22 protein-coding genes are annotated in these 23,745 nt (G+C 70.9%); 15 read left to right on the forward strand and 7 right to left on the reverse strand.

Going from position 1 to position 23,745, the window contains the following annotated elements; translation table 11 throughout:
- The 10 genes from ACLF3M_RS09005 to ACLF3M_RS09050 all read left to right on the forward strand — a co-directional run bounded on the left by ACLF3M_RS09005 (position 1) and on the right by ACLF3M_RS09050 (position 10,203).
- Positions 1–951 carry a branched-chain amino acid ABC transporter permease gene (locus tag ACLF3M_RS09005; RefSeq protein ID WP_430656570.1) on the forward strand — a complete coding sequence of 317 codons (951 nt, stop codon included), beginning with the start codon at positions 1–3 and terminating at the stop codon, positions 949–951.
- Positions 948–1,685, forward strand: coding sequence for an ABC transporter ATP-binding protein (locus ACLF3M_RS09010; protein WP_430656571.1), 738 nt, complete (start codon positions 948–950; stop codon positions 1,683–1,685). Before ACLF3M_RS09005 ends, ACLF3M_RS09010 begins: the two co-directional genes overlap by 4 nt.
- Positions 1,682–2,446 (forward strand): ABC transporter ATP-binding protein, encoded by a 765-nt coding sequence (locus tag ACLF3M_RS09015; RefSeq protein ID WP_430656572.1) that lies wholly within the window; start codon positions 1,682–1,684, stop codon positions 2,444–2,446. The genes ACLF3M_RS09010 and ACLF3M_RS09015 overlap by 4 nt, the downstream gene beginning before the upstream one ends.
- A 4-nt stretch (positions 2,447–2,450) precedes the next feature.
- The gene (locus tag ACLF3M_RS09020) at positions 2,451–2,918 is read left to right on the forward strand and encodes a DUF4863 family protein (protein WP_430656573.1); all 468 of its coding nucleotides are present in this window, start codon (positions 2,451–2,453) and stop codon (positions 2,916–2,918) included.
- Positions 2,919–2,921: 3 nt separating this feature from the next.
- The gene (locus ACLF3M_RS09025; RefSeq protein WP_430656574.1) at positions 2,922–4,484 is read left to right on the forward strand and encodes a benzoate-CoA ligase family protein; all 1,563 of its coding nucleotides are present in this window, start codon (positions 2,922–2,924) and stop codon (positions 4,482–4,484) included.
- Positions 4,481–5,278, forward strand: a complete 798-nt coding sequence (locus ACLF3M_RS09030; RefSeq protein ID WP_430656575.1) for an alpha/beta fold hydrolase — start codon at positions 4,481–4,483, stop codon at positions 5,276–5,278. Before ACLF3M_RS09025 ends, ACLF3M_RS09030 begins: the two co-directional genes overlap by 4 nt.
- A 69-nt stretch (positions 5,279–5,347) precedes the next feature.
- A complete protein-coding gene (gene boxC / locus ACLF3M_RS09035) occupies positions 5,348–6,997 on the forward strand; it encodes a 2,3-epoxybenzoyl-CoA dihydrolase (protein ID WP_430656576.1) in 1,650 nt (549 codons plus the stop codon).
- A gap of 11 nt (positions 6,998–7,008) precedes the next feature.
- Positions 7,009–8,457 (forward strand): benzoyl-CoA 2,3-epoxidase subunit BoxB, encoded by a 1,449-nt coding sequence (gene boxB / locus ACLF3M_RS09040; protein WP_430656577.1) that lies wholly within the window; start codon positions 7,009–7,011, stop codon positions 8,455–8,457.
- Positions 8,458–8,555: 98 nt separating this feature from the next.
- Positions 8,556–9,782 (forward strand): benzoyl-CoA 2,3-epoxidase subunit BoxA, encoded by a 1,227-nt coding sequence (boxA, locus tag ACLF3M_RS09045; RefSeq protein WP_430656578.1) that lies wholly within the window; start codon positions 8,556–8,558, stop codon positions 9,780–9,782.
- The gene (locus ACLF3M_RS09050; protein WP_430656579.1) at positions 9,766–10,203 is read left to right on the forward strand and encodes an acyl-CoA thioesterase; all 438 of its coding nucleotides are present in this window, start codon (positions 9,766–9,768) and stop codon (positions 10,201–10,203) included. The genes boxA and ACLF3M_RS09050 overlap by 17 nt, the downstream gene beginning before the upstream one ends.
- Here ACLF3M_RS09050 and ACLF3M_RS09055 read toward each other — a convergent pair whose 3' ends face one another.
- Positions 10,204–11,091, reverse strand: a complete 888-nt coding sequence (locus tag ACLF3M_RS09055) for a helix-turn-helix transcriptional regulator (RefSeq protein WP_430656580.1) — start codon at positions 11,089–11,091, stop codon at positions 10,204–10,206.
- A gap of 66 nt (positions 11,092–11,157) precedes the next feature.
- On the opposite strand from ACLF3M_RS09055, the gene ACLF3M_RS09060 reads away from it, so the two are divergent.
- Positions 11,158–11,586 (forward strand): CBS domain-containing protein, encoded by a 429-nt coding sequence (locus ACLF3M_RS09060; RefSeq protein WP_430656581.1) that lies wholly within the window; start codon positions 11,158–11,160, stop codon positions 11,584–11,586.
- Here the strand turns inward: ACLF3M_RS09060 and ACLF3M_RS09065 are convergent.
- Entirely contained in the window at positions 11,574–12,014 is a 441-nt protein-coding gene (locus ACLF3M_RS09065; protein ID WP_430656582.1) for a DUF533 domain-containing protein, read from the reverse strand. The genes ACLF3M_RS09060 and ACLF3M_RS09065 overlap by 13 nt on opposite strands.
- A gap of 92 nt (positions 12,015–12,106) precedes the next feature.
- On the opposite strand from ACLF3M_RS09065, the gene ACLF3M_RS09070 reads away from it, so the two are divergent.
- Positions 12,107–13,882 (forward strand): SLC13 family permease, encoded by a 1,776-nt coding sequence (locus tag ACLF3M_RS09070; RefSeq protein ID WP_430656583.1) that lies wholly within the window; start codon positions 12,107–12,109, stop codon positions 13,880–13,882.
- Positions 13,883–13,919: 37 nt separating this feature from the next.
- Complete coding sequence (locus ACLF3M_RS09075; protein ID WP_430656584.1) at positions 13,920–14,210, forward strand: hypothetical protein; 291 nt, start codon at positions 13,920–13,922, stop codon at positions 14,208–14,210.
- A gap of 125 nt (positions 14,211–14,335) precedes the next feature.
- Here the strand turns inward: ACLF3M_RS09075 and ACLF3M_RS09080 are convergent, their stop codons facing one another.
- Both ACLF3M_RS09080 and ACLF3M_RS09085 read right to left on the reverse strand, forming a co-directional pair.
- Positions 14,336–14,719, reverse strand: a complete 384-nt coding sequence (locus ACLF3M_RS09080) for a response regulator (RefSeq protein ID WP_430656585.1) — start codon at positions 14,717–14,719, stop codon at positions 14,336–14,338.
- Positions 14,716–17,262 carry a response regulator gene (locus tag ACLF3M_RS09085; RefSeq protein ID WP_430656586.1) on the reverse strand — a complete coding sequence of 849 codons (2,547 nt, stop codon included), beginning with the start codon at positions 17,260–17,262 and terminating at the stop codon, positions 14,716–14,718. Before ACLF3M_RS09085 ends, ACLF3M_RS09080 begins: the two co-directional genes overlap by 4 nt.
- 115 nt (positions 17,263–17,377) lie before the next feature.
- On the opposite strand from ACLF3M_RS09085, the gene ACLF3M_RS09090 reads away from it, so the two are divergent.
- Positions 17,378–19,177 carry an AI-2E family transporter gene (locus tag ACLF3M_RS09090; RefSeq protein ID WP_430656587.1) on the forward strand — a complete coding sequence of 600 codons (1,800 nt, stop codon included), beginning with the start codon at positions 17,378–17,380 and terminating at the stop codon, positions 19,175–19,177.
- Positions 19,178–19,257: 80 nt separating this feature from the next.
- Positions 19,258–20,844 carry an ABC transporter substrate-binding protein gene (locus tag ACLF3M_RS09095; protein ID WP_430656588.1) on the forward strand — a complete coding sequence of 529 codons (1,587 nt, stop codon included), beginning with the start codon at positions 19,258–19,260 and terminating at the stop codon, positions 20,842–20,844.
- An 83-nt stretch (positions 20,845–20,927) separates the two neighbouring features.
- Here the strand turns inward: ACLF3M_RS09095 and ACLF3M_RS09100 are convergent, their stop codons facing one another.
- Genes ACLF3M_RS09100 through ACLF3M_RS09110 form a run of 3 tightly spaced genes read right to left on the reverse strand, consistent with a single transcriptional unit; the run spans position 20,928 to position 23,667 of the window.
- The gene (locus ACLF3M_RS09100; protein ID WP_430656589.1) at positions 20,928–21,665 is read right to left on the reverse strand and encodes an SDR family NAD(P)-dependent oxidoreductase; all 738 of its coding nucleotides are present in this window, start codon (positions 21,663–21,665) and stop codon (positions 20,928–20,930) included.
- Complete coding sequence (locus tag ACLF3M_RS09105) at positions 21,662–22,711, reverse strand: hydroxyacid dehydrogenase (protein ID WP_430656740.1); 1,050 nt, start codon at positions 22,709–22,711, stop codon at positions 21,662–21,664. The genes ACLF3M_RS09100 and ACLF3M_RS09105 overlap by 4 nt, the downstream gene beginning before the upstream one ends.
- Before the next feature lie 2 nt (positions 22,712–22,713).
- The gene (locus ACLF3M_RS09110) at positions 22,714–23,667 is read right to left on the reverse strand and encodes a Bug family tripartite tricarboxylate transporter substrate binding protein (RefSeq protein WP_430656590.1); all 954 of its coding nucleotides are present in this window, start codon (positions 23,665–23,667) and stop codon (positions 22,714–22,716) included.
- Between the last annotated feature and the right edge of the window lie 78 nt (positions 23,668–23,745).

Raw genomic sequence — 23,745 nt, forward strand, 5'->3', positions numbered from 1 at the left:
ATGCGGGTCGCGGGCCCGATCGGGACGCTCCTGCTGGCGATCACCGCAATCGTGGTGGCGTCGATGCCGTGGTGGGCGCAGGCCTATCACGTCCAGCTCGCCTCCACGGCGCTGATCTCCGCGATGTTCGCGCTGAGCCTGCAGCTGCTGGTGGGCGGGGCGGGGATGGTGAGCCTCGGCCACGCCGCCTTCTTCGGCGTCGGCGCCTATGCGGTCTATCTGCTGCCGCCCGGACTTTCGATCGCGCTGACGCTGCCCGCCGCGGCCGCGCTGGCGGGGATCGCGGCGCTGCCGGTCGGCGCGATGTCGCTGCGCACGCGCGGCTTCTTCTTCCTGATGGTCACGCTCGCCTTCGGGCAGATGCTGTATTTCCTCTTCCACGACACGCCGCTCGGTGGCGGCAAGGACGGCGTCTTCGTCACCCGCCCGGCCTTCGAGATCTTCGGCATGGCGTGGGAGGTCCCGCGCCGGCAGCGCGCGCAGGTGCTGCTCTGGGTCAATCTCGGTATCCTGGTCGCGATGTATGCGGGGCTGGCGCTGCTGATGCGCACGCTCTTCGGCCATGCGCTGCAGGGCATCCGCGCCAACGAGGACCGCATGCGCGCCCTTGGCTATGACACGCGTCGTATCAAGCTGGTGGCCTTCGTCATCGCCGGCGCGCTGGCCGGACTCGCGGGCCACATGTGGGCGATGACCGAGGCCTTCGTGAACCCCGAGTTCCTCTCCTGGCACCGCAGCGCGGAGGCGCTGCTGATGGTCCTCCTCGGCGGCATCGGCGCGCTGCACGGCCCGATCCTCGGTGCCTTCGCCTACGTCGGCCTGGGCGAGGCCGCGACGCTGATCACCGAACGCCAGCGCCTGGTGGAGGGGCTGGTCATCCTGGCCGTCGTGCTGCTGCTGCCGCGCGGCCTGGCTGGCATCCTGCCCGCGCGGAAGGAGCCGCGCCGATGAGCGCGCTGCGCGCCGAGGCGCTGACCCGCCGCTTCGGCGGCCTGACCGCCGTGTCCGACGTCTCGCTGTCCATTGAGATCGGCGAGTTGCACGCCGTGATCGGCCCGAACGGCGCGGGCAAGTCCACGCTGGTCAACCTGCTGTCCGGCACGCTGCCGCCGAGCGCGGGCCGTGTGCTGCTGGGCGACACGGACGTGACGGGCTGGCCGAGCTGGCGGCTCGCGCAGGCCGGCATCGGCCGCAGCTTCCAGCGCACCAACGTGCTGCGCGAGATGACGGTCTTCGAGAATGTGCGGCTGGCCGCGCAGGCATCGGTCTTCACGCCCGGAAGCTGGCTGCACCGCGCGACTCGGGAAACCGCGCCGATCGAGGCGGCGCGCGCCGCGCTGGTGCGCGTCGGGCTCGAGCGCGAGGGAATCGCGGCGACGCTGAGCCATGGCGAGCTGCGCCTGTTGGAGATCGCGATGGCGCTGGCGACCGCCCCGCGCGTGCTGCTGCTGGACGAGCCGCTGGCCGGCATGGGCCCGGAGGAGGGCGAGAAGGTCGCGGGCCTGCTGAAGGAACTGACGCGCGATCACGCGGTGCTGCTGATCGAGCACGACATGGACTTCGTCTTCGCGGTTGCGGATTCCATGACGGTGATGGTGGATGGCCGCGTGCTGGAACAGGGCGCGCCGGCGACGATCCGGGCGTCGGCCGCCGTGCGCGAAGCCTATCTGGGCAACGACGCATGAGTGGCCCGGCCGATTCAGACCTCCGGGCGGCGCCCTCCGGTCATCGGACGGGGACGCCCATCCTGGAATCGCGCGGATTGCAGGCCGGCTATGGCGAAGGGCTCGTGCTGCGCGGCGTGGACATCGCGATCCGGCCGGGCGAGACGATCGGGCTCATGGGTCGCAACGGCATGGGCAAGACGACGCTGATCCGCACGCTGCTCGGCCTGCTGCCGGCGCGCGCGGGCCAAGTTCTGGTGGACGGCCAGGACGTCACGCGTGAGACCACGTTCAGGCGTGCGCAGCGCGGCATCGCCGTGGTGCCGGAAGGCCGCGGCGTCTTCGCCTCTCTCACCGTCATCGAGAACCTGAAGCTTGCGGCCCGCCCGGATGCGGCGGGCAGCACGCCCTGGCCGCTCGATCGCGTGCTGTCGATCTTCCCGCGCCTCGGCCAGCGCGCGACGAACCGCGGCGACCAGCTCTCGGGCGGGGAGCAGCAGATGCTGGCCATCGGCCGCGCACTGATGACGAGCCCGCGCCTGCTGATCCTGGACGAGGCGACCGAAGGCCTGGCCCCGCTGGTGCGCGACGAGATCTGGCGGACGATCCGCACGGTGCGCGAAGCCGGCCTCGCCTGCATCATCGTGGACAAGACGGTCACCGCGGTGCTGTCCGTCGTGGACCGCGCCGAGATCCTGGTGAAGGGCTCGCTGGTGTGGTCTGGCAGGCCCGACGAGCTGCGTGCCGATCCGGCGTTGATGCACCGACACCTGGGAGTGTGACGCCATGTCGCTTGCGGCCTTCGAGGCGAAGATCAGGGACGTGACCGCGGCCATTACCGGCCTGCCCGTGGAGCCCGCTCTGGCGAAGACCCTGGAGGCGCAATTCCCGCCGGGCTCCGGGACCTTCGAAGCGATCAAGGCGCTCTGCCGCCAGGGCATCGCGGAGGGCTGGCTCTGCCAGCGCGAGGCCGGCGGCATCCGCTACGGCCGCCCCGTCAAGCCGGGCCCCGACACCGCGGGCTACAGCGTGGATGTCGTGCTGATGGACAGCCTGGCCGGGCCCCACCACAGCCACCCCAATGGCGAGATCGACATGATCATGCCGGAGACGCCGGGTGCGGCCTTCGACGGCAAGGGCGAGGGCTGGCTGGTTTATGGCCCCGACACCGCGCATCACCCGACCGTGAGCGGCGGGCGAGCCATCGTGCTGTATCTCCTGCCGCAAGGCGCGATCCAGTTCACCAAGGCCTGACCCATGGCGAACGCCGTCACGTGGTTCCTGGACCGGCACATCGATGAGGGCCGCGGCGACGCGCCGGCCTTCGCGGATCCGCATCGCAGCGTGACCTACGCAGGGCTCGCCGAGGGGTCCGCGCGCGTCGCCGGCGGGCTCGGCGCGTCAGGCATCGACCGCGAGCGGCGGCTGGCCATGCTCATGCTGGACACCGTGGATTTCCCCGCCCTGTTCTGGGGCGCGATCCGCGCCGGCGTCGTGCCGATCCCGATCAACACGCTGCTGCCCGCCGAGCAGGTCGCCTACATCCTGCAGGACAGCCGGGCCGAGGCGCTGGCGGTCTCCGCGCCGCTGCTGCCGGCGCTGCGGCACGTCATCGCGCGGCTCGATGCGCTGAAGCTGGTGCTGGTCGCGTCGGTGGACGGATCGCCGGCAGAGGGCCTGAAGGACAACGAACGCGACCTCCGCGCCTTCATCGCGCAGGCGCTGCCGGCGCCGGTCGCCGTGGAGGCGAGCCCCGACGAGGTCGCGTTCTGGCTCTATTCCTCCGGCTCCACTGGCGCGCCGAAGGGCGTGAAGCATGTCCATGCCAGCCTGAAGGCCACGGCGGACACCTATGCCGACCAGGTGCTGGGCATCTCGCGTGACGATGTCTGCTATTCCGCGGCGAAGCTGTTCTTCGCCTACGGCCTCGGCAATGCCATGACCTTCCCCATGCATGTCGGTGCCTGCGCGGCGCTGCTGCCGGACCGGCCGACGCCCGACAGCGTGATGGCGACGATGCAGCGGCACCGGCCCACGATGTTCTTCGGCGTGCCGACGCTCTATGCCGCGATGCTGGCCAATCCCGCGCTGACCCGCGGCGCGGGATCGCCGCGCCTGCGCCGCTGCGTCTCCGCTGGCGAGGCGCTGCCCGAGCATATCGGGCTCCGCTGGAACGAGGCGGTCGGCGTGCACATCCTGGACGGCATCGGCAGCACGGAGATGCTGCACATCTTCGTCTCCAACCAGCCCGGGAAGATGCGCTACGGCAGCTCCGGCGTCGCGGTCCCGGGCTACGAACTCCGCATCGTGGACGAGCATGACCGCGACGTGCCCGATGGCGAGACCGGCGAGTTGCTGGTGAACGGGCCGAGCGCGGCCGAGGGCTATTGGAACCAGCGCGCGAAGTCGCGCCGCACCTTCCAGGGGGAGTGGACGCGCACCGGCGACAAGTACCTCCGCGACGCCGAAGGCTTCTACCGCTACCAGGGCCGCGCCGACGACATGTTCAAGGTCAGCGGCATCTGGGTCAGCCCCTTCGAGGTCGAGGCCGCGCTCGTCTCCCACGACGCCGTGCAGGAAGCCGCGGTGATCGGGCGCGAGGACAGCGACGGGCTGGTGAAGCCGATGGCCTTCGTCACGCTGAAGGGCGGCGGCGTCGCCGGCGAGAAGCTGATCGCGGAGCTGCAGGCCCATGTGAAGGCCGCGGCCGGCCCGTGGAAGTATCCGCGCTGGATCGAGGCGGTGGAGGAACTGCCGAAGACCGCGACCGGCAAGATCCAGCGTTTCAAGCTGCGCGAACGCTTCGCGCACCACGAATGAAGGACGTTTCCTTCGAACTCGACGGCCGCCGGATCGAGGCGGCGTGGTGGGGGCCGGGGCCGGAGGAAGCGCCGACGCTGGTGCTGCTGCACGAGGGCCTGGGCTGCGTCGCGCTGTGGCGCGACGTGCCGGCGAAACTCGCCGCGATGACCGGTTTCGGCGTGATGGCCTATTCGCGCCTGGGCTATGGCCAATCCGACAGCGTCGCGCTGCCGCGGCCGCTGACCTACATGCATGACGAGGCGCGCGACGTGCTGGGCCGCGTGCTTGACGCGCAGGGCATCCGGCGCTGCGTGCTGGTCGGGCATTCCGACGGTGCCTCGATCGCGCTGATCTATGCGGGATCGCACCAGGACCGCCGCGTGCGCGGCCTCGCGCTGCTCGCGCCGCATGTCATGGTCGAGCCCTTCAGCATCGGCGAGATCGAGCGCGCGCGCGACCGCTGGAACACCACCGACCTGCTCCAGCGCATGGCGAAGTACCATCGAGATCCCGCGGCCGCCTTCCTCGGCTGGAACGGCGCCTGGCTCGATCCCGGCTTCCCCGCCGTGCTCGACCTGCAGCCGGAGATCGCGCATGTCCGCGTGCCGATCCTGGTCGTGCAGGGCGCGGCCGATCCCTACGGCACGCTCGAGCACCTGCACATCATCGAACGCGAGACCTATTGCCCGGTGGACCGTCTGGTGCTGCCCGGCGTGGGCCATTCCCCGCATCTCGAGGCGACCGGCCCCACGCTGGACGCCGTCGCCGACTTCGCCAACCGCCTCTTCCGGGTCCACGAACCAGCAAAATAATTCATATTGCGGCTTGCGTCGGCCGATGGACCTGCATTATCTAGCATCCAACGAGGGCAGGAATCGCCAATGGCACGCATCGACTTCCAGACGGAGCCGAGCCGGTGGCGCCACTGGCGCCTGGAGCTCGACGGCCCGGTCGCGAGCCTGGTCATGGATGTGGACGCCGATGGCAGCCTGTTCGAGGGCGTGGAGCTGAAGCTCAACTCCTACGACCTCGGCGTGGACATCGAGCTCCATGACGCGATCCAGCGCCTGCGCTTCGAGCATCCCGAGGTCGGCGCCGTCGTCATCCGTTCCGGCAAGGACAACGTGTTCTGCGCCGGTGCGAACATCCGCATGCTTGGCAAAGCGACGCACGGCCACAAGGTGAATTTCTGCAAGTTCACCAACGAGACGCGCTGCTCGATCGAGGACGCGACCTGGAACAGCGGGCAATACTACATCGCGGCGGTGAACGGCGCCTGCGCCGGCGGCGGCTATGAGCTTGCGGTCGCGGCGGATTACGTGATGCTAATCGACGACCGCCGCTCCTCCGTCGCGCTGCCGGAGACGCCGCTGCTGGCGGTGCTGCCCGGCACCGGCGGGCTGACCCGCGTGACGGACAAGCGCAAGGTGCGGCGGGATCTCGCCGACGTCTTCTGCTCGACCGAGGAAGGCGTGCGCGGCAAGCGCGCGGTGGATTGGCGCCTGGTGGACGAGGTCGTCCCGCCCTCCGCCTGGAACGAGCGCGTGAAGCAGCGCGCGGCAGAATTCTCGGCGAAGACGGATCGTCCGAAAGACGCGAAGGGCGTCGCGCTGACGCCGCTCGATCGCCGCTTCGAGGGCGAGCACATCCTCTATTCCCGCGTGCGCGTGGAATGCGACCGCGCTGGCGGCCGCGCGACGGTCACGGTGCTGGGGCCCGAGGCAGCGCCGCCCGCGACGCTCGACGCCGCGAAGCACGCGCAGTTTTGGCCGCTGCGCCTGGCCCGCGAGCTGGACGATGCGATCCTGCACCTCCGCGCCAACGAACCCGAGCTCGGCCTGATCACCTTCCGCACCGAAGGCGATGCGGCGCTGGTGCTGGGGCATGACGAATTCCTGGAGGCACACCAGGCCGACTGGTTCATCCGCGAGGTCCGCCACTACCTCAAGCGCGTGCTTAAGCGCGTGGACATGACGTCGCGCAGCCTGGTCGCGCTGGTCGAGCCCGGCAGCTGTTTCGCCGGAACGCTGGCCGAACTCGCCTTCGCCGCCGACCGCTCCGTGATGCTGTCGGGCAAGCGCGAGGGCGACAATCGTCCGCCCGCGGCGATCACCCTCTCGCCGATGAATTTCGGCGCCTATCCGATGTCGAACAATCTGACCCGCCTCCAGGCGCGCTTCTGGGGCGAGCCCGGCAGCGTGGATCGCGCAAAGGAGGCCATCGGCAAGGGCCTGGAAGCCGAGGAGGCTGAGGAACTCGGCCTTGTCACCATGACCTTCGACGAGATCGACTGGGACGACGAGGTCCGCATCATGCTGGAGGAGCGCGCGAGCTTCTCCCCCGATGCGCTGACGGGGATGGAGGCGAACCTCCGCTTCGTCGGGCCCGAGACGATGGAAACGCGCATCTTCGGCCGCCTGACCGCCTGGCAGAACTGGATCTTCCAGCGCCCGAACGCGGTCGGCACGGAGGGTGCGCTGAAGCTCTACGGATCGGGCGTGAAGCCGAACTACGACAAGCAGCGCGTGTAGGGAGACCCAAGATGCCCGACGGCATGAACGTCAACTATGACGGCCTGATCCCGAACAACGTGGACCTCAACAGCGATGCGCGCGTGCGCAAGGCGCTGGAGACCTGGCATCCCGGCTACATCGACTGGTGGAAGGACATGGGGCCGGAGGGCTTCCAGGAATCCCTCGTCTATCTCCGCACCGCGATCTCCGTGGACCCGAAGGGCTGGGCGAAGTTCGACTACGTGAAGATGCCGGAATACAAGTGGGGCATCCTGCTTGCGCCGGCGGTGCCCGATCGCAAGATCGGCTTCGGCCACCACAAGGGCGAGCCCGCCTGGCAGGAAGTGCCCGGCGAATACCGCGCCATGCTGCGCCGCCTGCTGGTCATCCAGGGCGACACCGAGCCGGCGTCGGTCGAGCAGCAGCGCCACCTCGGCAAGACCGCGCCCTCGCTCTACGACATGCGCAACCTCTTCCAGGTGAACGTGGAGGAAGGCCGCCATCTCTGGGCGATGGTCTACCTCCTGCAGAAGTACTTCGGGAAGGACGGGCGCGAGGAGGCGGAGGAGCTGCTGCGCCGCCGCTCCGGCCACCAGGACACGCCGCGCATGCTCGGCGCCTTCAACGAGGCGACGCCGGACTGGCTGTCCTTCTTCATGTTCACCTTCTTCACAGATCGCGACGGGAAGATGCAGCTCGAGGCGCTAGCCCAGTCCGGCTTCGACCCGCTGTCCCGCACCTGCCGCTTCATGCTGACCGAAGAAGCGCACCACATGTTCGTCGGCGAGACCGGCGTGATGCGCGTGGTGGAGCGGACCTGCCAGGCCATGAAGGACGCCGGCATCCAGGACCCGCACGACATCGAGAAGGTCCGCGCGCTCGGCGTCATCGACCTCCCCGCGATCCAGAAGAAGATGAACCTGCACTTCTCGCTGACGCTCGACCTGTTCGGCAGCGAGGTCTCGACCAACGCGGCCAACGCCTACAATGCGGGCCTGAAGGGCCGCTACCGCGAGGACAAGATCGAGGACGACCACCGCCTGATCGACAGCACCTATCCCGTCCTGCGCTGCATCGACGGCGCCGTGGTGAAGGAGGATGTGCCGGCGCTCTCCGCGCTGAACATGCGCCTGCGCGACGACTATGTCGTGGACTGCAACGGTGGCGTCGGCCGCTGGAACAAGGTGATCGAGAAGGCCGGCATTCCCTTCCAGCTCAAGCTGCCGGACGTCGCCTTCAACCGGAAGATCGGCGAGTTCAGCAAGATCCACGCGGATCCCGACGGCCGCGTCATCGACGCCGGCACCTGGGCCGCGAAGCGCGACGAATGGCTGCCGTCCAACGACGACAACCTCTTCATCACCGCGCTGATGCAGCCCGTGGACACCGCCGGCAACTACGCCAACTGGATCGCCGCGCCCAAGGTCGGCATCGACAACAAGCCCGGGCATTTCGAGTATGTGAAGCTGCACGAATAGGATCGGAGCGACCTCCCCCCACTGTCGGTTTCCCTCCCCCGCTTGCGGGGGAGGGAGCCTCTGAAACGGGGAAGCGAACTGACGTCGGGAGAGTATTGATGGACGGCACGCCGACCACTGAGGGCACGTCCCTCAAGCAGCACCTGATCGACCCCGAGATCTGCATCCGCTGCAACACCTGTGAGGCGACCTGCCCGATCAACGCGATCACCCACGACGACAACAACTACGTCGTGGACGCGAACACCTGCAACGCCTGCGGCGACTGCATTTCGCCCTGCCCGACCGGCGCCATCGACAACTGGTTTGCCGTCGCTACGCCCTACAGCCTGGATGAGCAGTTCTCCTGGCAGGAACTGCCGCCGCGTGCGCCCGAACCCGCACTCGCCGCCGCAGCCGCCGATGCGGAAGCCGCCGCGCTGTTTGCCGAGGCGCACAAGGGCGCCGGCGGCCAGACGCGCGCGCCGACCACCGCCGCTAAGCCCAAGGTCAACCTGTTCAACCGCGCGACGCCAGCTCTTGCAAAGGTCGTCGGCAACATCCGCGTGACGAAATCCGGCACCTCTTCCGACGTGCACCACATCATCCTCGACTTCGCCTCGACGCCCTTCCCGGTCCTCGAGGGCCAGAGCATCGGTGTGGTGCCGCCGGGCCTCGACGTCACGGGACGCCCGCACGCGATGCGGCTCTACTCCGTCGCCTCCGCCCGCGACGGCGAGAAGCCCGGTGCGAACAACTTGGCGCTGACCGTCAAGCGCGTCGCCGAGCCGCGCGAGGACGGCACGATCTTCCGCGGGGTCGCGTCCAACTGGCTCTGCGATCTCAAGGTCGGCGACAGCCTTGGCGTCATCGGCCCCTTCGGCACCACCTTCCTGCTGCCGGACGAGCCCGAGGCCGACGTCGTCATGATCTGCACCGGCACGGGCTCCGCGCCCTTCCGTGGCTTCACGGAACGCCGCCGCCGCATCGCCCAGGCCGGCAGCGGCAGGCTCCACCTGTATTTTGGCGCGCGCACGCCGCAGGAGCTTCCCTATTTCGGCCCGTTGCAGAAGGTCCCGGCCGAGGTGATGGCGCAGGAACTCGTCTACAGCCGCGTCCCGGGCCAGCCCAGGGAATACGTGCAGGACCGCATGCGCGCCCGCGCCGAGGCGCTCGGCGGGCTGCTCGCGAAGCCGCGCACGCACATCTATGTCTGCGGCCTGCGCGGGCTCGAGGCGGGCGTGGACGAGGCACTGACCGAGGTCGCCGCCGCGCGCGGCATGGACTGGCCTGCGCTCCGCGCGGCGATGCGCGAGGAAGGCCGCTTCCATGTCGAGACCTACTGAGAAGTCCTACCCCTTCGTCCACGCCCGCCGCATCCGCTGGGGCGAGTCCGATCCCGCGCGCATCGCCTACACCGCGCGCTACCTCGATTTCGCGATGGATGCGATCGAGGCGTTCTTCAACGACCGCCTCGGTGCGAGCTTCTACGAGTTCAACCTGGACATGGGCTCGGGCTCGCCCTTCGTGCATGTCTCGCTGGATTTCCGCAGCCCCGTCACGCCGCGCGACACGCTGGAGACCGAGGTCCGCATCGCAAAGCTCGGCGGCTCCTCCGTCACCTTCGTCGTGCAGGGCCGCGTCGGCGATCGCGTGTCCTATGACGGCAAGCTGGTCTGCGCCTTCGTCGACACGACCGGGCCGAAGATGAAGCCGATGGCGATCCCGCCGCGGTTCCGTGAAATCCTCGAAGCCGACGTGATCTGATCAGGCCGCGGCGAGCGCGGGCAGCGACGCCAACTCGTCCAGCACCTGCGCGACTGTCCGGCCCGAGGTGTCCACCGTGAAATCCGCCCGCGCATAAAGCGATTCGCGGCTGGCCAGGATCGCGCGCAGATCCTCCATCGCGCGCCTGTTGTCGCGCATGGGACGCGTGTCGCCCTGCTCGATCACGCGCTTCATGTGTTCCTCGGGGCTCGCGCGCAGCCAGACCGTGACGCAGGTGTCGAGGAGCAGGCCGAAGGTCGCGGGCTCCGCCACGATGCCGCCGCCGGCGGCGATCACGGCGGCCGTGTCCTCCCGCACCAGGCGCTCCAGCGTCGCGCGTTCCAGCCGCCGGAAGCCTTCCTGGCCGTGGATCGCGAAGATGTCCGAGAGCTCCATCCGGCCCTCGCGCTCGACCTCGCGGTCCAGCTCGACGAAGCGCACGCCGAGCCGTTCCGCGAGCTTCCGCCCCAGCGTGGACTTGCCCGCGCCGCGCAGCCCGATCAGCGCCAGACGCCGCGCCCGCGTCCGCGATTCCTGCCGGCCGAAGCGCTGCTGCAGCATCTCCCGCGCCTCCGCCAGGCGCTGGTCCGGCAACTGCGCCAGAAGCTGGTCGATCAGCAGGCGCTCCACGCTGCGCTCGGGGTGCTCGGCCGTCAGCTCCTCCGACCCCACGCCCAGCGCGCGCGCGATCCGCCGCAGCAGCAGGATCGAGACATTTCCGCTCCCGGCCTCGAGCTGCGCGATGTAGCGCTCCGACACGCGCGACAGGCGCGACAGGTCGCGCCGCGTCACGCCGCGCCGCGCGCGGATCGTGCGTAGCCGCGCGCCCACCGTCGCGAGGAACGCGTCGTCGTCGGGATCGCCGTTGAGCCTTTCGGTCGTCGTCATCGCGCGCATCCTAGCCGCGCCGCCGGCACGGGGGAACGGCGCGGCGCCCGGCGGCGTTGCGCGCCCATGCGGGTCGCCGAGCTCATGACGCGGGAAGTCGAGTTCATCGCGCCGGAGGCCCCTGTCTCCGCCGCGGCGGAGCTGATGGGGGAGCTCGACGTCGGCGCGCTGCCCGTGGGCGGCCCGGCCGACCTCCGCGGCATCGTGACGGACCGCGACCTGCTCTACCGCGTCGTCGCGCGGGGGCTGGATGCCGGCCAGGTGCGGGTCGCCGACGTGCTCTCCACCCCCGTCATCACCTGCCGCGAGGAGGACGGCGTGAATGCCGCGCTGGACCTCATGGCGTCGAATCATCTCCGCCGCCTGCCCGTGCTGGATGCGGCGGGCCGGGTGACGGGCTGGATCACGCTGGCCGACCTCGCCCGGGCGATGCTGCTGGGCTCCGCCCCGCTGCAAGCCGCGCTGGCCGAGCTGACGGAGACTCAGCGCCCGTAGCGCCGCGCCAGCGCCGCCACGGCCGAGGCCGGCAGGGCGAAGCGCGCTGCGATCCAGTCCAGGAAGGCGCGCTCCGCCGCGACGCGCCGGTCCAGCAGCAGCGCCGCGGCGGCATAGGCCTGCGCGCCGAGCGCCGCCGCCTCGATCTCGTGCAGCAGCGGGAACAGGTCGGGCGGGCCGGGGATGGCCGCGCCCTCCGCGCGCATCCGCCGCAGCGCGCCTCGCAGCCGATCCCCGTCCTTCCCGCCCACGGCCTGCGCGGCTGCCACCATGCCCAGCAGCAGCGCGCGCGGGCCGCTTTCCATGCGCGAGAGGTCGAGCGTCAGCGGCGCCAGCACCTGCTGCCGGTTCTGCGCCCAGGCATGCAGCAGCTTGGTTGCGATCGCCGCGTGCAGGACGCGATCGGCCGGCGGCGGGTCCTGTGGCATGCCGGCTGGACGCACCCGCCCTTCCACGGTTCCGCGGAACCCGCGGCACCCCGCGCGACTTTCCCGCCCGTGCCGTCCAGCCCCCACAGCCCATGACGCCCGACCAGGCCATCGCCTTCGGGATCGTCGGCGTGACCATCGGCCTCTTCGTCTGGGGACAGCTGCCCTATGACCTGGTCGCGCTGCTGGCGCTGCTCGCCGGCCTCGTCACCGGCGTCGTGCCGGCGAAGGAGGCCTTCTCCGGCTTCTCGGACGACATCGTGATCATCGTCGCCTCCGCCCTGCTGGTCAGCGCGGCGGTCGCGAAATCCGGCGTGGTCGAGACGATCATGCGGCCCCTCGTGCCCTATCTGCGGTCGCCCGCGACGCAGGTGCCGGTGCTGGCCGGCGCCGTGATGCTGCTGTCGGCCTTCGTGAAGAACATCGGCGCGCTGGCGCTGCTGATGCCGGTGGCGTTCCAGCTCGCGCGCCGGACCGGGCATTCGCCCTCGGCGCTGCTGATGCCGATGTCCTTTGCCTCGCTGCTCGGCGGGCTGGTCACGCTGATCGGCACCTCGCCCAACATCATCGCCTCCCGCATGCGGGAGGAGATCCTGGGCGAGCCCTTCCGGATGTTCGATTTCGCGCCGGTCGGGATCGTGGTCTCGCTGGCAGGGCTGGCGTTCCTCGCGATCGGCTGGCGCCTGCTGCCGGGCGGGCGGCGGCCCTCCGCGGGCATGGAGGCCGCCTTCGCGCTCGAGGCCTACACGACGGAGGCGACGCTGCCCGCCGAGAGCCCCATGGCCGGCGGCACGGTCGCGGAGTTCGAGGCGCTGGTCGCCGGCGTGCACGTCGCCTGCGTGATCCGCGAGCGCTTCCGCCGCCTCACGCCGACGCCCGCGACCGTGCTGCGCGCCGGCGACGTGCTGCTGCTGGAAGGCGAGCCCGAGGACCTCGAACGTTTGCAGGCCCGCGCCGGCCTCGTGCTGGCCGGGGAGAGGCAGGCCGCCCGCCAGCCCGTCGAGGAGGCCGGCGTGATCGAGGGCGTGATCACCGGCGCGAGTCCGCTGGTCGGCCGCACGCCCGCCGAGACCGACCTGGCGCGGCGGCACGGGCTGGCGGTGCTCGCGGTCAGCCGCCGCGGCGAGCGCATCTCCCGCCGGCTCGCCGCGCTGCGGCTGCGCGCGGGGGACGTGGTGATCCTGAAGGGCGAGCAGGAACGCCTGCCCGAGGTTCTGGGCGAGCTCCACATCCTGCCGCTGTCTGGCAGGGACATCGCGCTGGGCAGCCGGAAGCGCAGCCTGGTGCCGGCGATCGTACTCGGCGTCGCAATGGCCTGCGTCGGACTGAACCTGGTGCCGGTCGCGGTGGCCTTCTTCGCCGCGGCGGTCGCCATGCTGACCTTGCGCGCGCTGACCATGCGCGACGCCTACGACACCATGGAATGGTCGGTGCTGATCCTGCTCGGCGCGCTGATCCCGGTGAGCGAGGCGATCCGGACCACCGGCGGATCGGACCTCATCGCGGGCTGGCTGGCTGTCGCGGTGCACGGGCTGCCGCCGCTCGGCGCGCTGGCGCTGATGATGGTGGTGGCAATGGCCGTCACGCCCTTCCTGAACAACGCCGCGACGGTGCTGATGCTGGCGCCCATCGCGGCGAGCCTGGCGGAACGGCTGCACCTCTCGCCCGACGCCTTCCTGATGGCGGTCGCGATGGGCGCGGCCTGCGATTTCCTGACGCCCGTGGGGCACCAGTGCAACACGCTGGTCATGGGACCGGGCGGGTATCGCTTCGGCGCCTATGCCCGGCTCGGCGCGCCGTTGACCTTGATCGTGCTGCTGATCGGCGTGCCGATGATCGCCTGGGTCTGGCCGCTCGCGGCGCGGTAGCGGGAACCGGCGGCGCAGGCCGCGCGCTGGGACGCGCATGAGCGGAGCGAACGAGGGCCTGGGCTGGCTGCCCGTCGAGGCACGTGAGGAACTCGAGGAGCAGCAGGCCAGCGCCAGCGCGAAGCAGGCCGACAAGCTGATTGCGATGGACCCTCGCGAGCGTGTGCTGGCGCTGCTGGACCGGCTGGCCTGCCGAAGCATCGAAGACACGGATTGCCCGCGGCTGCGCCCGGCGGATCTGCAGCGCGTGATCGAGAGTTTTCCGGGCGAAGCGCGCGTGGAGGCGGAAGGGCTGGCGGAGAACTATCCGGCGCTGGTGGAGGAGTAGGGAAGGGCGCGCTCACCGCCATCCGCCCGCTGCGCGGGCGCCGTCCCCCGCAAGCGGGAGACGGAGATTGGCGCAACCGCTCCCTCTCCCGCCTGCGGGGGAGGGTCGGGGTGGGGGTTGGATCCCTACCCCTCCGCCTCGTCCCGCTTGAGCAACGCCGCGTCGATCTGCGCGAGCAGGCGGGAGAAATCCACGGGCTTCGGGTGGTAGTCGTCGCAGCCGGCTTCCAGCACCCGCCCGCGATCGCCCGACATGGCATGCGCGGTCAGCGCAATGATCGGCGTGCGCTGCGTGTCCGGGTCCGCACGCAACTCCCGCGCCGCGGTCCAGCCATCCTTCACCGGCAGGTTCATGTCGAGCAGGATCACGTCCGGCTTCAGCGCGCGCGCCTTGTCCACGCCTTCCTGCCCGTCATGCGCCAGCTCCACCTCGAAACCCCGGCGCTTCAGGCGGCGGGAGAGGAAATCCCACAGCTCCTCGTGATCCTCGACCAGCAGGATCGTCGTCACGTCCTGGCCTCCATTCCCGGCTTCTGCGCGGCGACGCGCTTCAACTCGCTCGCGAGCTCGCGGCTCGCCTCCTCCGCCGGCACGATGGTGCGCACGGCATCGCGCAGCTCCGACAACTCGGCCGGGCCGACCTCGCCCTCGGTGATCGCGATCACCTCGACCTCGCGCAGCTCCGGCCGGCGGCGCAGTTCGCGCAGCAGCGCGAATCCCTCGCCGACGGCCGGGGCGCGCAGCTCCATCACCAGCACGGTAGGCACCGGCGGCGCCGCCAGCCGCGCCAGCGCGGCCTGCGGGTCGGCGACGGCTTCAACCGTCCATCCCTGCGCCGCGAGCACCGATGAAAGCTCCGCCCGCTCGCTCTCGTCGCTTTCCATCAGCAGGGCGAGCCCCGGCGCCACCTCGCGCCGGAAGCGGTCCAGCACGCGCTTCAGCCGGTCCCAGCGCACGGGCTTGTTCAGGTAGTCTTCCGCGCCGAGCGAAAAGGCCAGGCCGCGCTCCTGCACGACGGTGACCATCACCACCGGCACCTCCGCCAGCTCGGGGTCGGCCTTCAGCGCCGCCAGCACCGCCCAGCCGTCCATGCGCGGCATCATCACGTCGAGCAGGATCACCACGGGCTTCAGCGCGCGCGCCATCGCGAGCCCCTCCGCCCCGTCCTGCGCGCAACGCACCGCGAAGCCCTCACGCCGCAGGAAGCGGGACACGAGGTCGCGCGTCGCGGCGTCGTCGTCCACCACCAGCACGAGCCCGGCGCTGCCGTCCTGCTCCGCGGCGACGGCCTCGCCCAGCCTCACTGCGGGTTCGTCCGGCTCGGCGCGCGCGGCGCGGATGTCCACGGGGATCCGCAGGGTGAAGCAGCTGCCCTTGCCGGCCTCGCTGGTCACCTCGATCGTGCCACCCAGCATCGTCGCGAAGGCCTTGGTGATCGCGAGCCCGAGGCCCGTGCCGCCGAAGCGCCGCGTGGTGGAGGCATCGGCCTGGGAGAAGCGCTGGAACAGCCGATCCAGCTGCTCCGGCGTCATGCCGATGCCGGTATCGTGCACGGCGAAGGTTATCATGTCGTCATGCCGCGCGGCGGTCAGCGTGATCGTCCCGTCCTCGGTGAACTTCGCGGCATTGCCGAGCAGGTTGAACAGGCACTGCCGGATCTTCACGATGTCGGAATGCCCGCCGCCGAGATCCTCGGCGCACTCCACGACCAGGCGGTTGCGCCGGCGCTCGGCCAGCGCCTCGACAGTCTGCGCGACCTCGTGGACGAGCTCGCAGGCGTCGAAATCCTCGGCATGCACCTCCATCTTGCCGGCCTCGATCTTCGAGAGATCGAGCACGTCGTTGATCAGCGACAGCAGGTGGCGGGCATTGCTGCCGATCTTCCTCAAATCGTCCAGGAAGGCGTCGCCGCCCTCCACCGCCTCCGCCTCCTCCTCCAGCATCTCGGCATAGCCGATCACGGCGGACAGCGGCGTGCGCAGCTCATGCGACATGTTGGCGATGAACTGGCTCTTGGCGAGGTTCGCCTCCTCCGCCGCGGCCTTGGCGGCGGCGAGGCCTTCCTCGGCCTCGCGCAGCTCCGTGATGTCGGTGTTGGTGCCGAACCAGCCGATGGGATGCGCCTCGCCGTCCTCGTCCTCGTCCTCGAGCAGCGGCAGCGCGCGGGACAGGAACCAGCGGTAGCGGCCGTCGGCGCCGCGCAGCGGGAAGGTGTCCTCCCAGGGCTCGGCCGCCGCGATCGCGGTGCGGAAGCCTTCGGTCACGCGGGCGGCGTGCTCGGGGTGCAGGACCTCGCGCCAACCATCGCCCAGCGCCTGCTCCGCGGCCTGGCCCGTGAAGTCCTGCCAGCGGCGGTTGGTCCATTGCACCGCGCCGGCCGCGTCCGTCATCCAGGCGAGCTGCGGGATCGCGTCCACGATGGTGCGCAGCCGCTGCTCGCTGCGCTTGAGCCGCGCCTCCGCGCGGCGGCGGGACGTGTCGTCCATGGCGAACAGGCCCACGCCTTCGACGCTGCGCTCGTCGTCGTCCTCCTGCAGCGGGAAGACGCCGAGCAGCAGGTGCCGCGTCAGCCCCCTGTTCGGCGGCTTCACCGCAACCTCGATGCCGGATTGGGCACGGCCGCCGTCCAGCACCTTGCGCAGATGCGGCTCGAGCTGCGCGCGCACCGTGTCGGGCAGCGCCTCCTCCCCGCTCTCGACGCCGAGCGTGCGCTCGCCGAGTTGCGCCAGGCTGCGGTTGGCGTGGCTGAGCCGAAGGTCGCGATCGAGGAAGCCGAGCCCGATCGGCGCGTTCTCCACCACGCCGCGCAACAGCGCGCTCGCCCGGCGCTCCGTCCGCCGCCGCATGAATGCGAGCGCGGCAAGCAGCCCGCAGGCCGCCAGCACCGCGACGAGCGCCACCGCATAGGCCCAGACATCCGCCGAGGGATCGCGCCAGGCCCAGGCCGAGAGGGCAAGCGCCAGCACCACGAGCCCGCCCGCGACGAAGGGCGCGCGCCGCACCCAGGGGGGCAGCGGCCGGGCCGGACCGATGGCTTGGAGCCGGTTGGGCAAGGGCGTGCACAACTCCGCGTGGAATGTCCTTAGCGCCGGGCAGGCCACCGGGTTCACGCACCGAACCCGCGCGTGATCGATGCGTTGCCAAGCCGCAACACAGAAGGGACCAGGCTTGGACGCCCGAGACCGCGGCGCGCCCGCGCGCGCCATCCCGCCCTGGGCCGAGGTCGCGCCGATGGTCGCCGGCGCAATCATCGTCGCCGCCCTCTATCTCGGCCGCGACCTGCTGGTGCCGCTCGCCCTTGCCGTGATCCTGGCCTTCGTGCTGGCGCCGCTGGCGCGGCTGCTGCGGCGGGCGGGGCTGCCGCATGCGCCCTCCGTCATCCTCGCCGTGCTGCTCGCGGTCGGCGTGATCGGCGGGCTGGGGCTGCTGGTGCTGCGCCAGCTCGCCACGCTGGCGGGCCAGCTGCCGGAACTCGCGAAGAACCTGCAGGCGAAGCTCGACCGGCTGCACATCGCGGACCTGATCCAGCAGGCGCAGCACGCGCTCGACGGGTTGCGCGGCATCGTCGGCGGCACGCCCCCTGCCGCCGTCCCGCAGGCCCCGGTCGCCACGAACGAGTCCTCTCCGCTGGAACTGGCGGCGGCGGTGCTCGGGCCGGTGCTCACGCCGATCGCGACCTTCGGCATCGTCGTGGTCTTCGCGCTCTTCATCCTGCTGTACCGGGAGGACCTGCGCGACCGGCTGATCCGCCTGGCCGGCGTGCGCGACCTGCATCGCACCAACGACGCGCTGGACGAGGCGGCGGACCGCCTGTCGCGCCTCTTCCTGGCGCAGCTCGCGCTGAATGCCGGCTTCGCCTTCGTGGTCTCGGTCGCGCTCTGGTTTCTCGGCCTGCCCGCGGCGCCGCTCTGGGGCATCCTCGCGGGGCTGATGCGCTTCGTGCCGTTCCTCGGCATCTGGGTTGCCGTGGTGCCGCCGATGCTGCTGGCGCTGGCGGCCGACCCCGGCTGGAGCCTGGTCCTGTCGGTCGCCGCGCTGTTCCTGGTCCTGGAGCCCATCATGGGCCAGGTCGTGGAGCCGCTGATCCTCGGGCGTAGCGCTGGCCTCTCGCCGGTCTCCGTTGTCGTGGCCGCGACCTTCTGGACCTTCATGTGGGGCCCGATCGGGCTGCTGCTGGCGACGCCGCTGACGGTGTGCCTGGTGGTGCTCGGGCGGCACGTGCCGCGGCTCGAGTTCCTCGACGTCATGCTGGGCGACCGCCCGCCGCTGCGGCCGGAGGAGAGCTTCTACCAGCGCGCCCTGGAGGGCGACGCCGACGCGCTGGTCGCGCAGGCCCGGGCCGCGCTGAAATCGGGGACGACGCTCGTCGCCTGGCACGACGAGGTCGCGCTGCGTGCGCTGGCGCTGGCCGAGACCGACTGGTCGCGCGAGGTGCTGGAACCCGAGCGCCTGACCGCTATCCGCCAGCAGGTCGAGGCGCTGCTGGACGAGATGGAGGAGACGCCGGCCGCGGAATCCGCGACGACGCTGCCCGCGGCCTGGAAGACCGAAGGAGCGGTGCTCTGCATCGCCGGGCGCGGCCGCCTGGACGACCTTGCGGCCGCCGTCGCGGCGCAGGCGCTGCGCCATGACGGCTTCGGCGCCGTCGCGCTGCCGGGATCGGCGCTGGAGGGCGAGGCCGATGCGCGGCTCGATCCCGCGCGCGTGCGGCTGTGCTGCCTGTCGGTCCTGCAGGAAGGCAGCAGCGCCGCCGCTGCGCGCTATTTCCTGCGCCGGCTGCAGCGCCGCCTGCCCGGCGTGCCCATCGCCGTCGCGCTGTGGCACGCGCCGGCGGGCAGCCCGATGCTGGCGGAACTCCGCCAGGACAGCGGCGGCGCGGCGGTGATCGTCACCTCGCTGGGCGAGGTCCTGGCCTTCGCCCAGGCCCAGGCCGCGGCACCCGAAACCGTTCCGGAACCCGCGGCCTGACCCTGGACAGCGGGCGCGGGCGTGCCGTATGTCCGCGCCCTTCGGACCATCTCCGGGAGGCGACTGAAGAAATGGGCAAGATGAGCATGCGCGCGGCGCTGCGAGGCGCGGCCTGCGCGCTGGCGCTGGGCGCCGGCCTTCCGGTGGCGGCGACGCCGGCCGCGGCGACGAACTTCACCTGGGCAACCGCGAACGACATCCTCGGCCTCGACCCGCACGCCAACAACCATGGCGTGACCAACACGATGAAGGAGAACATCTACGAGCCGCTGGTGAAGCGCCAGCCCGATGGCTCCATCCGTCCCGCGCTCGCCGAGCGCTGGGAGCAGCCGAACCCCACGACCTGGCGCTTCCACCTCCGCCGCAACGTCCGCTTCCATGGCGGCGAGCCCTTCACCGCCGCCGACGTCGTGATGTCGGCCGAGCGCGTGCGCCAGAACGACATGGCCTATGTGCTGCAGTCCGTCACGGCGGTGCGCGCGGTGGACGACTTCACCGTGGACTTCGAGACGCGCGGGCCGAACCCGATCCTGCTGCAGGATCTCGTGCTGTTCTTCATCATGAGCAAGCCCTGGGTGGACGCGAACAACGCCTTCAGCGTCGCGCGCGCGGGCCAGCCCGGATCGAACACCGCCTTCGCGCAGCTCAACGTCAACGGCACCGGCCCCTGGCGCCTGGTGGAGCGGGTGGCCGATGAGCGGACCGTGCTGGTGCCGAATTCGCAATACTGGGCGGCGAACGAGATCAACACCGGCATCACTCGCGCGATCTTCCGGCCGATCTCCTCGGCGCCGACGCGGCTTGCCGCGCTGCTCTCGCGCGAGCTCGACATCATGTACCATGTGCCGCTGCAGAACGTGCAGCAGGTGCAGCAGGCGCCGGGCGTGCGGCTGGTGCAGGGCCCGACGGCGCGCACCATCTACTTCGCCTTCGACGTGACACGGCCGGAGAGCCTGGACACGCCTGGCCGCCCGAACCCGCTGCGCGATGCGCGGGTGCGGCGCGCCATGTACCAGGCGATCGACATGAACACGATCACCCGCGTGATCCTGCGCAACTCGACCACCGCGTCGGGCCTGCCGATCTCGCCGGCGATCGGCGGCTATGTGCAGTCGCTGGCGGAGCGCCTGCCCTTCGACCCCGACGCCGCGAAGCGGCTGCTGGCCGAGGCCGGTTACCCCAATGGCTTCCCCATCACGCTGAACTGCCCGAACAACCGCTACGTCAACGACGAGGCGATCTGCCAGGCCGCCACCGCGATGCTGCAGCGCGCCGGCATCCAGGCCAGGCTGAACGCCGTGCCCTTCGGCCGCTTCCTCGCGGGCGGGGCGAACAACGAATACCAGTTCTGGCTGCTGGGCTGGACGCCGGGCAATTTCGATATGACCAACCCCGCGCGGGAGCTTCTGGGCGACGGCAGCTTCAACTGGGGCAAGTTCGACGATGCGCGGATGAACCAGCTCGCGCAGGAGATCAGCAACCTCTCGCCCGCGGATCCGCAACGCCAGCAGCTCGCGGCGGAATACTGGACACGCTACCGCGACCTTGTCCCGCAGATCCCGCTGCACCAGGAGCCGCAGATCTTCGCTGTGCGCGACACCGTCGCCGACTTCACCATGCGCGTGAACGAGGACCTGGAGCTGCGCTGGGTGCGGATGCGGCAGTAGTCGAGAGGCGCCTCCTCACCCGCTCAAATGCTTCCCTCCCCCGCGAACGGGGGAGGGAAACGGAAGAGTGGGGGAGGGCAGCGCTACACCAGCCCCCCATTCACATGCACGACCTGCCCCGTCACATATCCCGCTTCCGTTGACGCCAGGAAGTTCACCATCCCCGCGACATCCTCCGGCGTGCCGAGCCGCCGCATCGGGATCTTTGCCGTTACCGCGTCCCATTGCGCGGCGCTCAGCGCGGCATGCGCGCCGGGATCCTTGCGCGTGTAGCCAGGGCTGACGGCGTTCACCGTCGTGCCTGATGCGGCGGCTTCCACCGCCAGCGCGCGGACGAGTGCCTCCATCCCCGCCTTCGCGGCCGCGCTGGCGGGGAAGGTGCTGACATCGGTGCGGAAGACGTGGGCCACGAAGGACGATATCGCCAGGATGCGACCGTTCCTGAGATGCGGCAGCGCCGTGCGCGCGGTCCGCAGGAAGCCCCACAGCACCGCGTCTAGCGATTTCCCGAGCACCGCGTCCGGCATGTCCGCAACCCGCGTCTTGTCCGCGAAGCCCGCGGCGAAGACCAGCACGTCGAGCCGCCCGAGACGCTCCACCGCGCGCGAGACCAGTGCGTCCGGCAGCGCGGGGTCGGCGATGTCGCCGAGCATCACCTCGGCCTCCGCGCCGGCGTCTCGCGCCGCCGCAGCGACGCGTTCAAGCCCCTCGGCGTTCTTGCGCGTGTGCAGCAGGAAGGACGTGCCGGGCGCTGCCATCCGCCGGCAGCACGCCGCGCCGATGCCCGATCCCGCGCCGGTGACCAGGACGACGCGGCTCATCGGTGGAGCGCCGCCGGCGCGAAGCCAAAGGCTTCCCTGAACCGCGCGGCATAGCGCGGCCAGGCCGCGGGATTCTCGAGCCGCGGCGGCACCTCGCCGCGGAAGATGGCGATCCACTGCTCGGCCGCGCCGACCGCCATGCTGTGCAGCGCCTCATGCGTGATGCCGGCGTTGTGCGGGGAGGCCACGACGTTGTCGAAGCGCAGCAGCGGATGGTCGGCGGGCGGTGGCTCCTTCACCCAGACATCGAGGCCGGCGCCGCCCAGATGCCCGCTGCCCAGCGCCTCGGCCAGCGCGGCCTCGTCATGGATGCCACCGCGCGCGGTCTGGATGAAGATTGCACCGGGCTTCATGCGGGCGAACTGCTTCGCGCCGAGCATGCCGAGCGTCTCCGCGTTGCGCGGTGTATGCACGGTTACGAAATCTGCGCGCTCGAGCAGCTCCTCCATCGTCGCCTTCTCGGCGCCGCGGGACGCGACCTGCTCGGCCGTGAGATAGGGATCGCAGGCCAGCACCGTCATGCCGAACAGCCCGCGGCAGAGCTCTGCCACGCGCGTGCCGATGTTGCCGAGGCCGATGATCCCGATCGTCCTGCCCCTGATGTCGCGGCCGGTCATGGCGTAGCGGTCGCCGACCGCGCCGCGGCGCAGCCCCTTGTCCGCCTGGACGAGCTTCTTCGACAGCACGATCATCATGCCGAGGACGTGTTCGGCTACCGCCTCCTTGTTGGTGCCGGACTGGTGGCAGACAATGACGCCGGCCGCCGTGCAGGCCTCGACATCGATCACGTCGAAGCCCGCCCCGGTGGAACACGCCGCGAGCAATGCCGGCGCGCGCTGCAGCAGCGCGGCGTCGCAGAACCAGGGTTCGCGGATCTCGACGCGCGGCAGCGCGTGGTAGCCGTGCGCGGTCGCGAAGGCGGCGTCGAGCCGGTCGCGCGGCCAGGCGAAGTCCAGCCTGTGCAGCGCGATGTGGTTCGTCGCGCGCAGCATCCGCTCCGCGACGGGATCGGTGAAGTCGGGGAAATAGACCAGGTTCGCTTGCATGGTCACTCCGGCTTGATGCCCAGGCGCTGGATCAGCGCGCCCATCTGCGCGTGCTCCTCCCGCGCCAGGCGCATCGCCTCCTCGGTCCTGATGAAACTGATCTCGATGCCCTGGGAAGCGAGGCGCGCGCGCGGCTCGGGGCCGGTCAGCGTCTCCTCCACCACCTCCGCGACGCGCGCGACGATCGGGGCGGGCGTCGCGCCGGCGAGCGTGACCGAGGCCCAGATCTCGGTCACGGCGTCGGGGAAGCCGGCCTCGACGATGGTCGGCACGTCCGGCAGTTCCGCGATGCGCCGGCGGCCCATGCTGGCCAGCGGCACCAGCGCGCCGGCGCGCACATGTGGCAGCAGGGAGTTCAGCGCGCCGACGAAGGCGACGGTGCGACCCTGCAGCAGGTCCGGCAGTACCTGCGCCGCACCGCGATAGGGCACGTGCTCCATCGTCGTGCCCACCAGGCCCGCCATGCCGAGATGCTGGAAGGACCCGATGCCCGACGAGGGATAGGCCAGTGCGCCCGGCCGTTCCGCGGCCTTGGCGACGAGGTCACGCGCGCTGCGCACGCCGAGCGCCGGATTCGCGACCAGCAGCACCTGCACGTCGGCGATGCGCAGTGCGATCGCTAGGTCGCGCAGAGGGTCGAAGCTCGCGCGCAGCAGCCAGGGATTGGCGCTGAAGATCTGGTTGGGCGCGAGCAGCCAGGTGTGCCCGTCCGGCGCGCCTCGCGCGGTCGCTTCGGCGCCGATGTTGCCGGTGGCGCCGGGTCGGTTCTCCACGACCACGGGCTGGCCGAAGCGGGCAGGGATGCGCTCTGCGATCAGACGCGCGAGCACGTCGTTGCTGCCGCCCGGCGTGAAAGGGACGATGAAGCGCACGGGCTGGGACGGGAAGGCCTGGGCGCGCGCCAGGCGCGGCGCGGCAACGGCGGGTGTGGCGAAGAGAAGCGCGCGGCGCTGCATGGTGGTGGTCCTCCCTTTGGCGGGGAGTGTCGGGGATGGAGCGAGGGCGGGCAAGGCGGGCGGTTCCCTCCCCGCTCT

This window comes from Falsiroseomonas sp. HW251, assembly GCF_050563545.1.
Lineage (GTDB): Bacteria > Pseudomonadota > Alphaproteobacteria > Acetobacterales > Acetobacteraceae > Falsiroseomonas.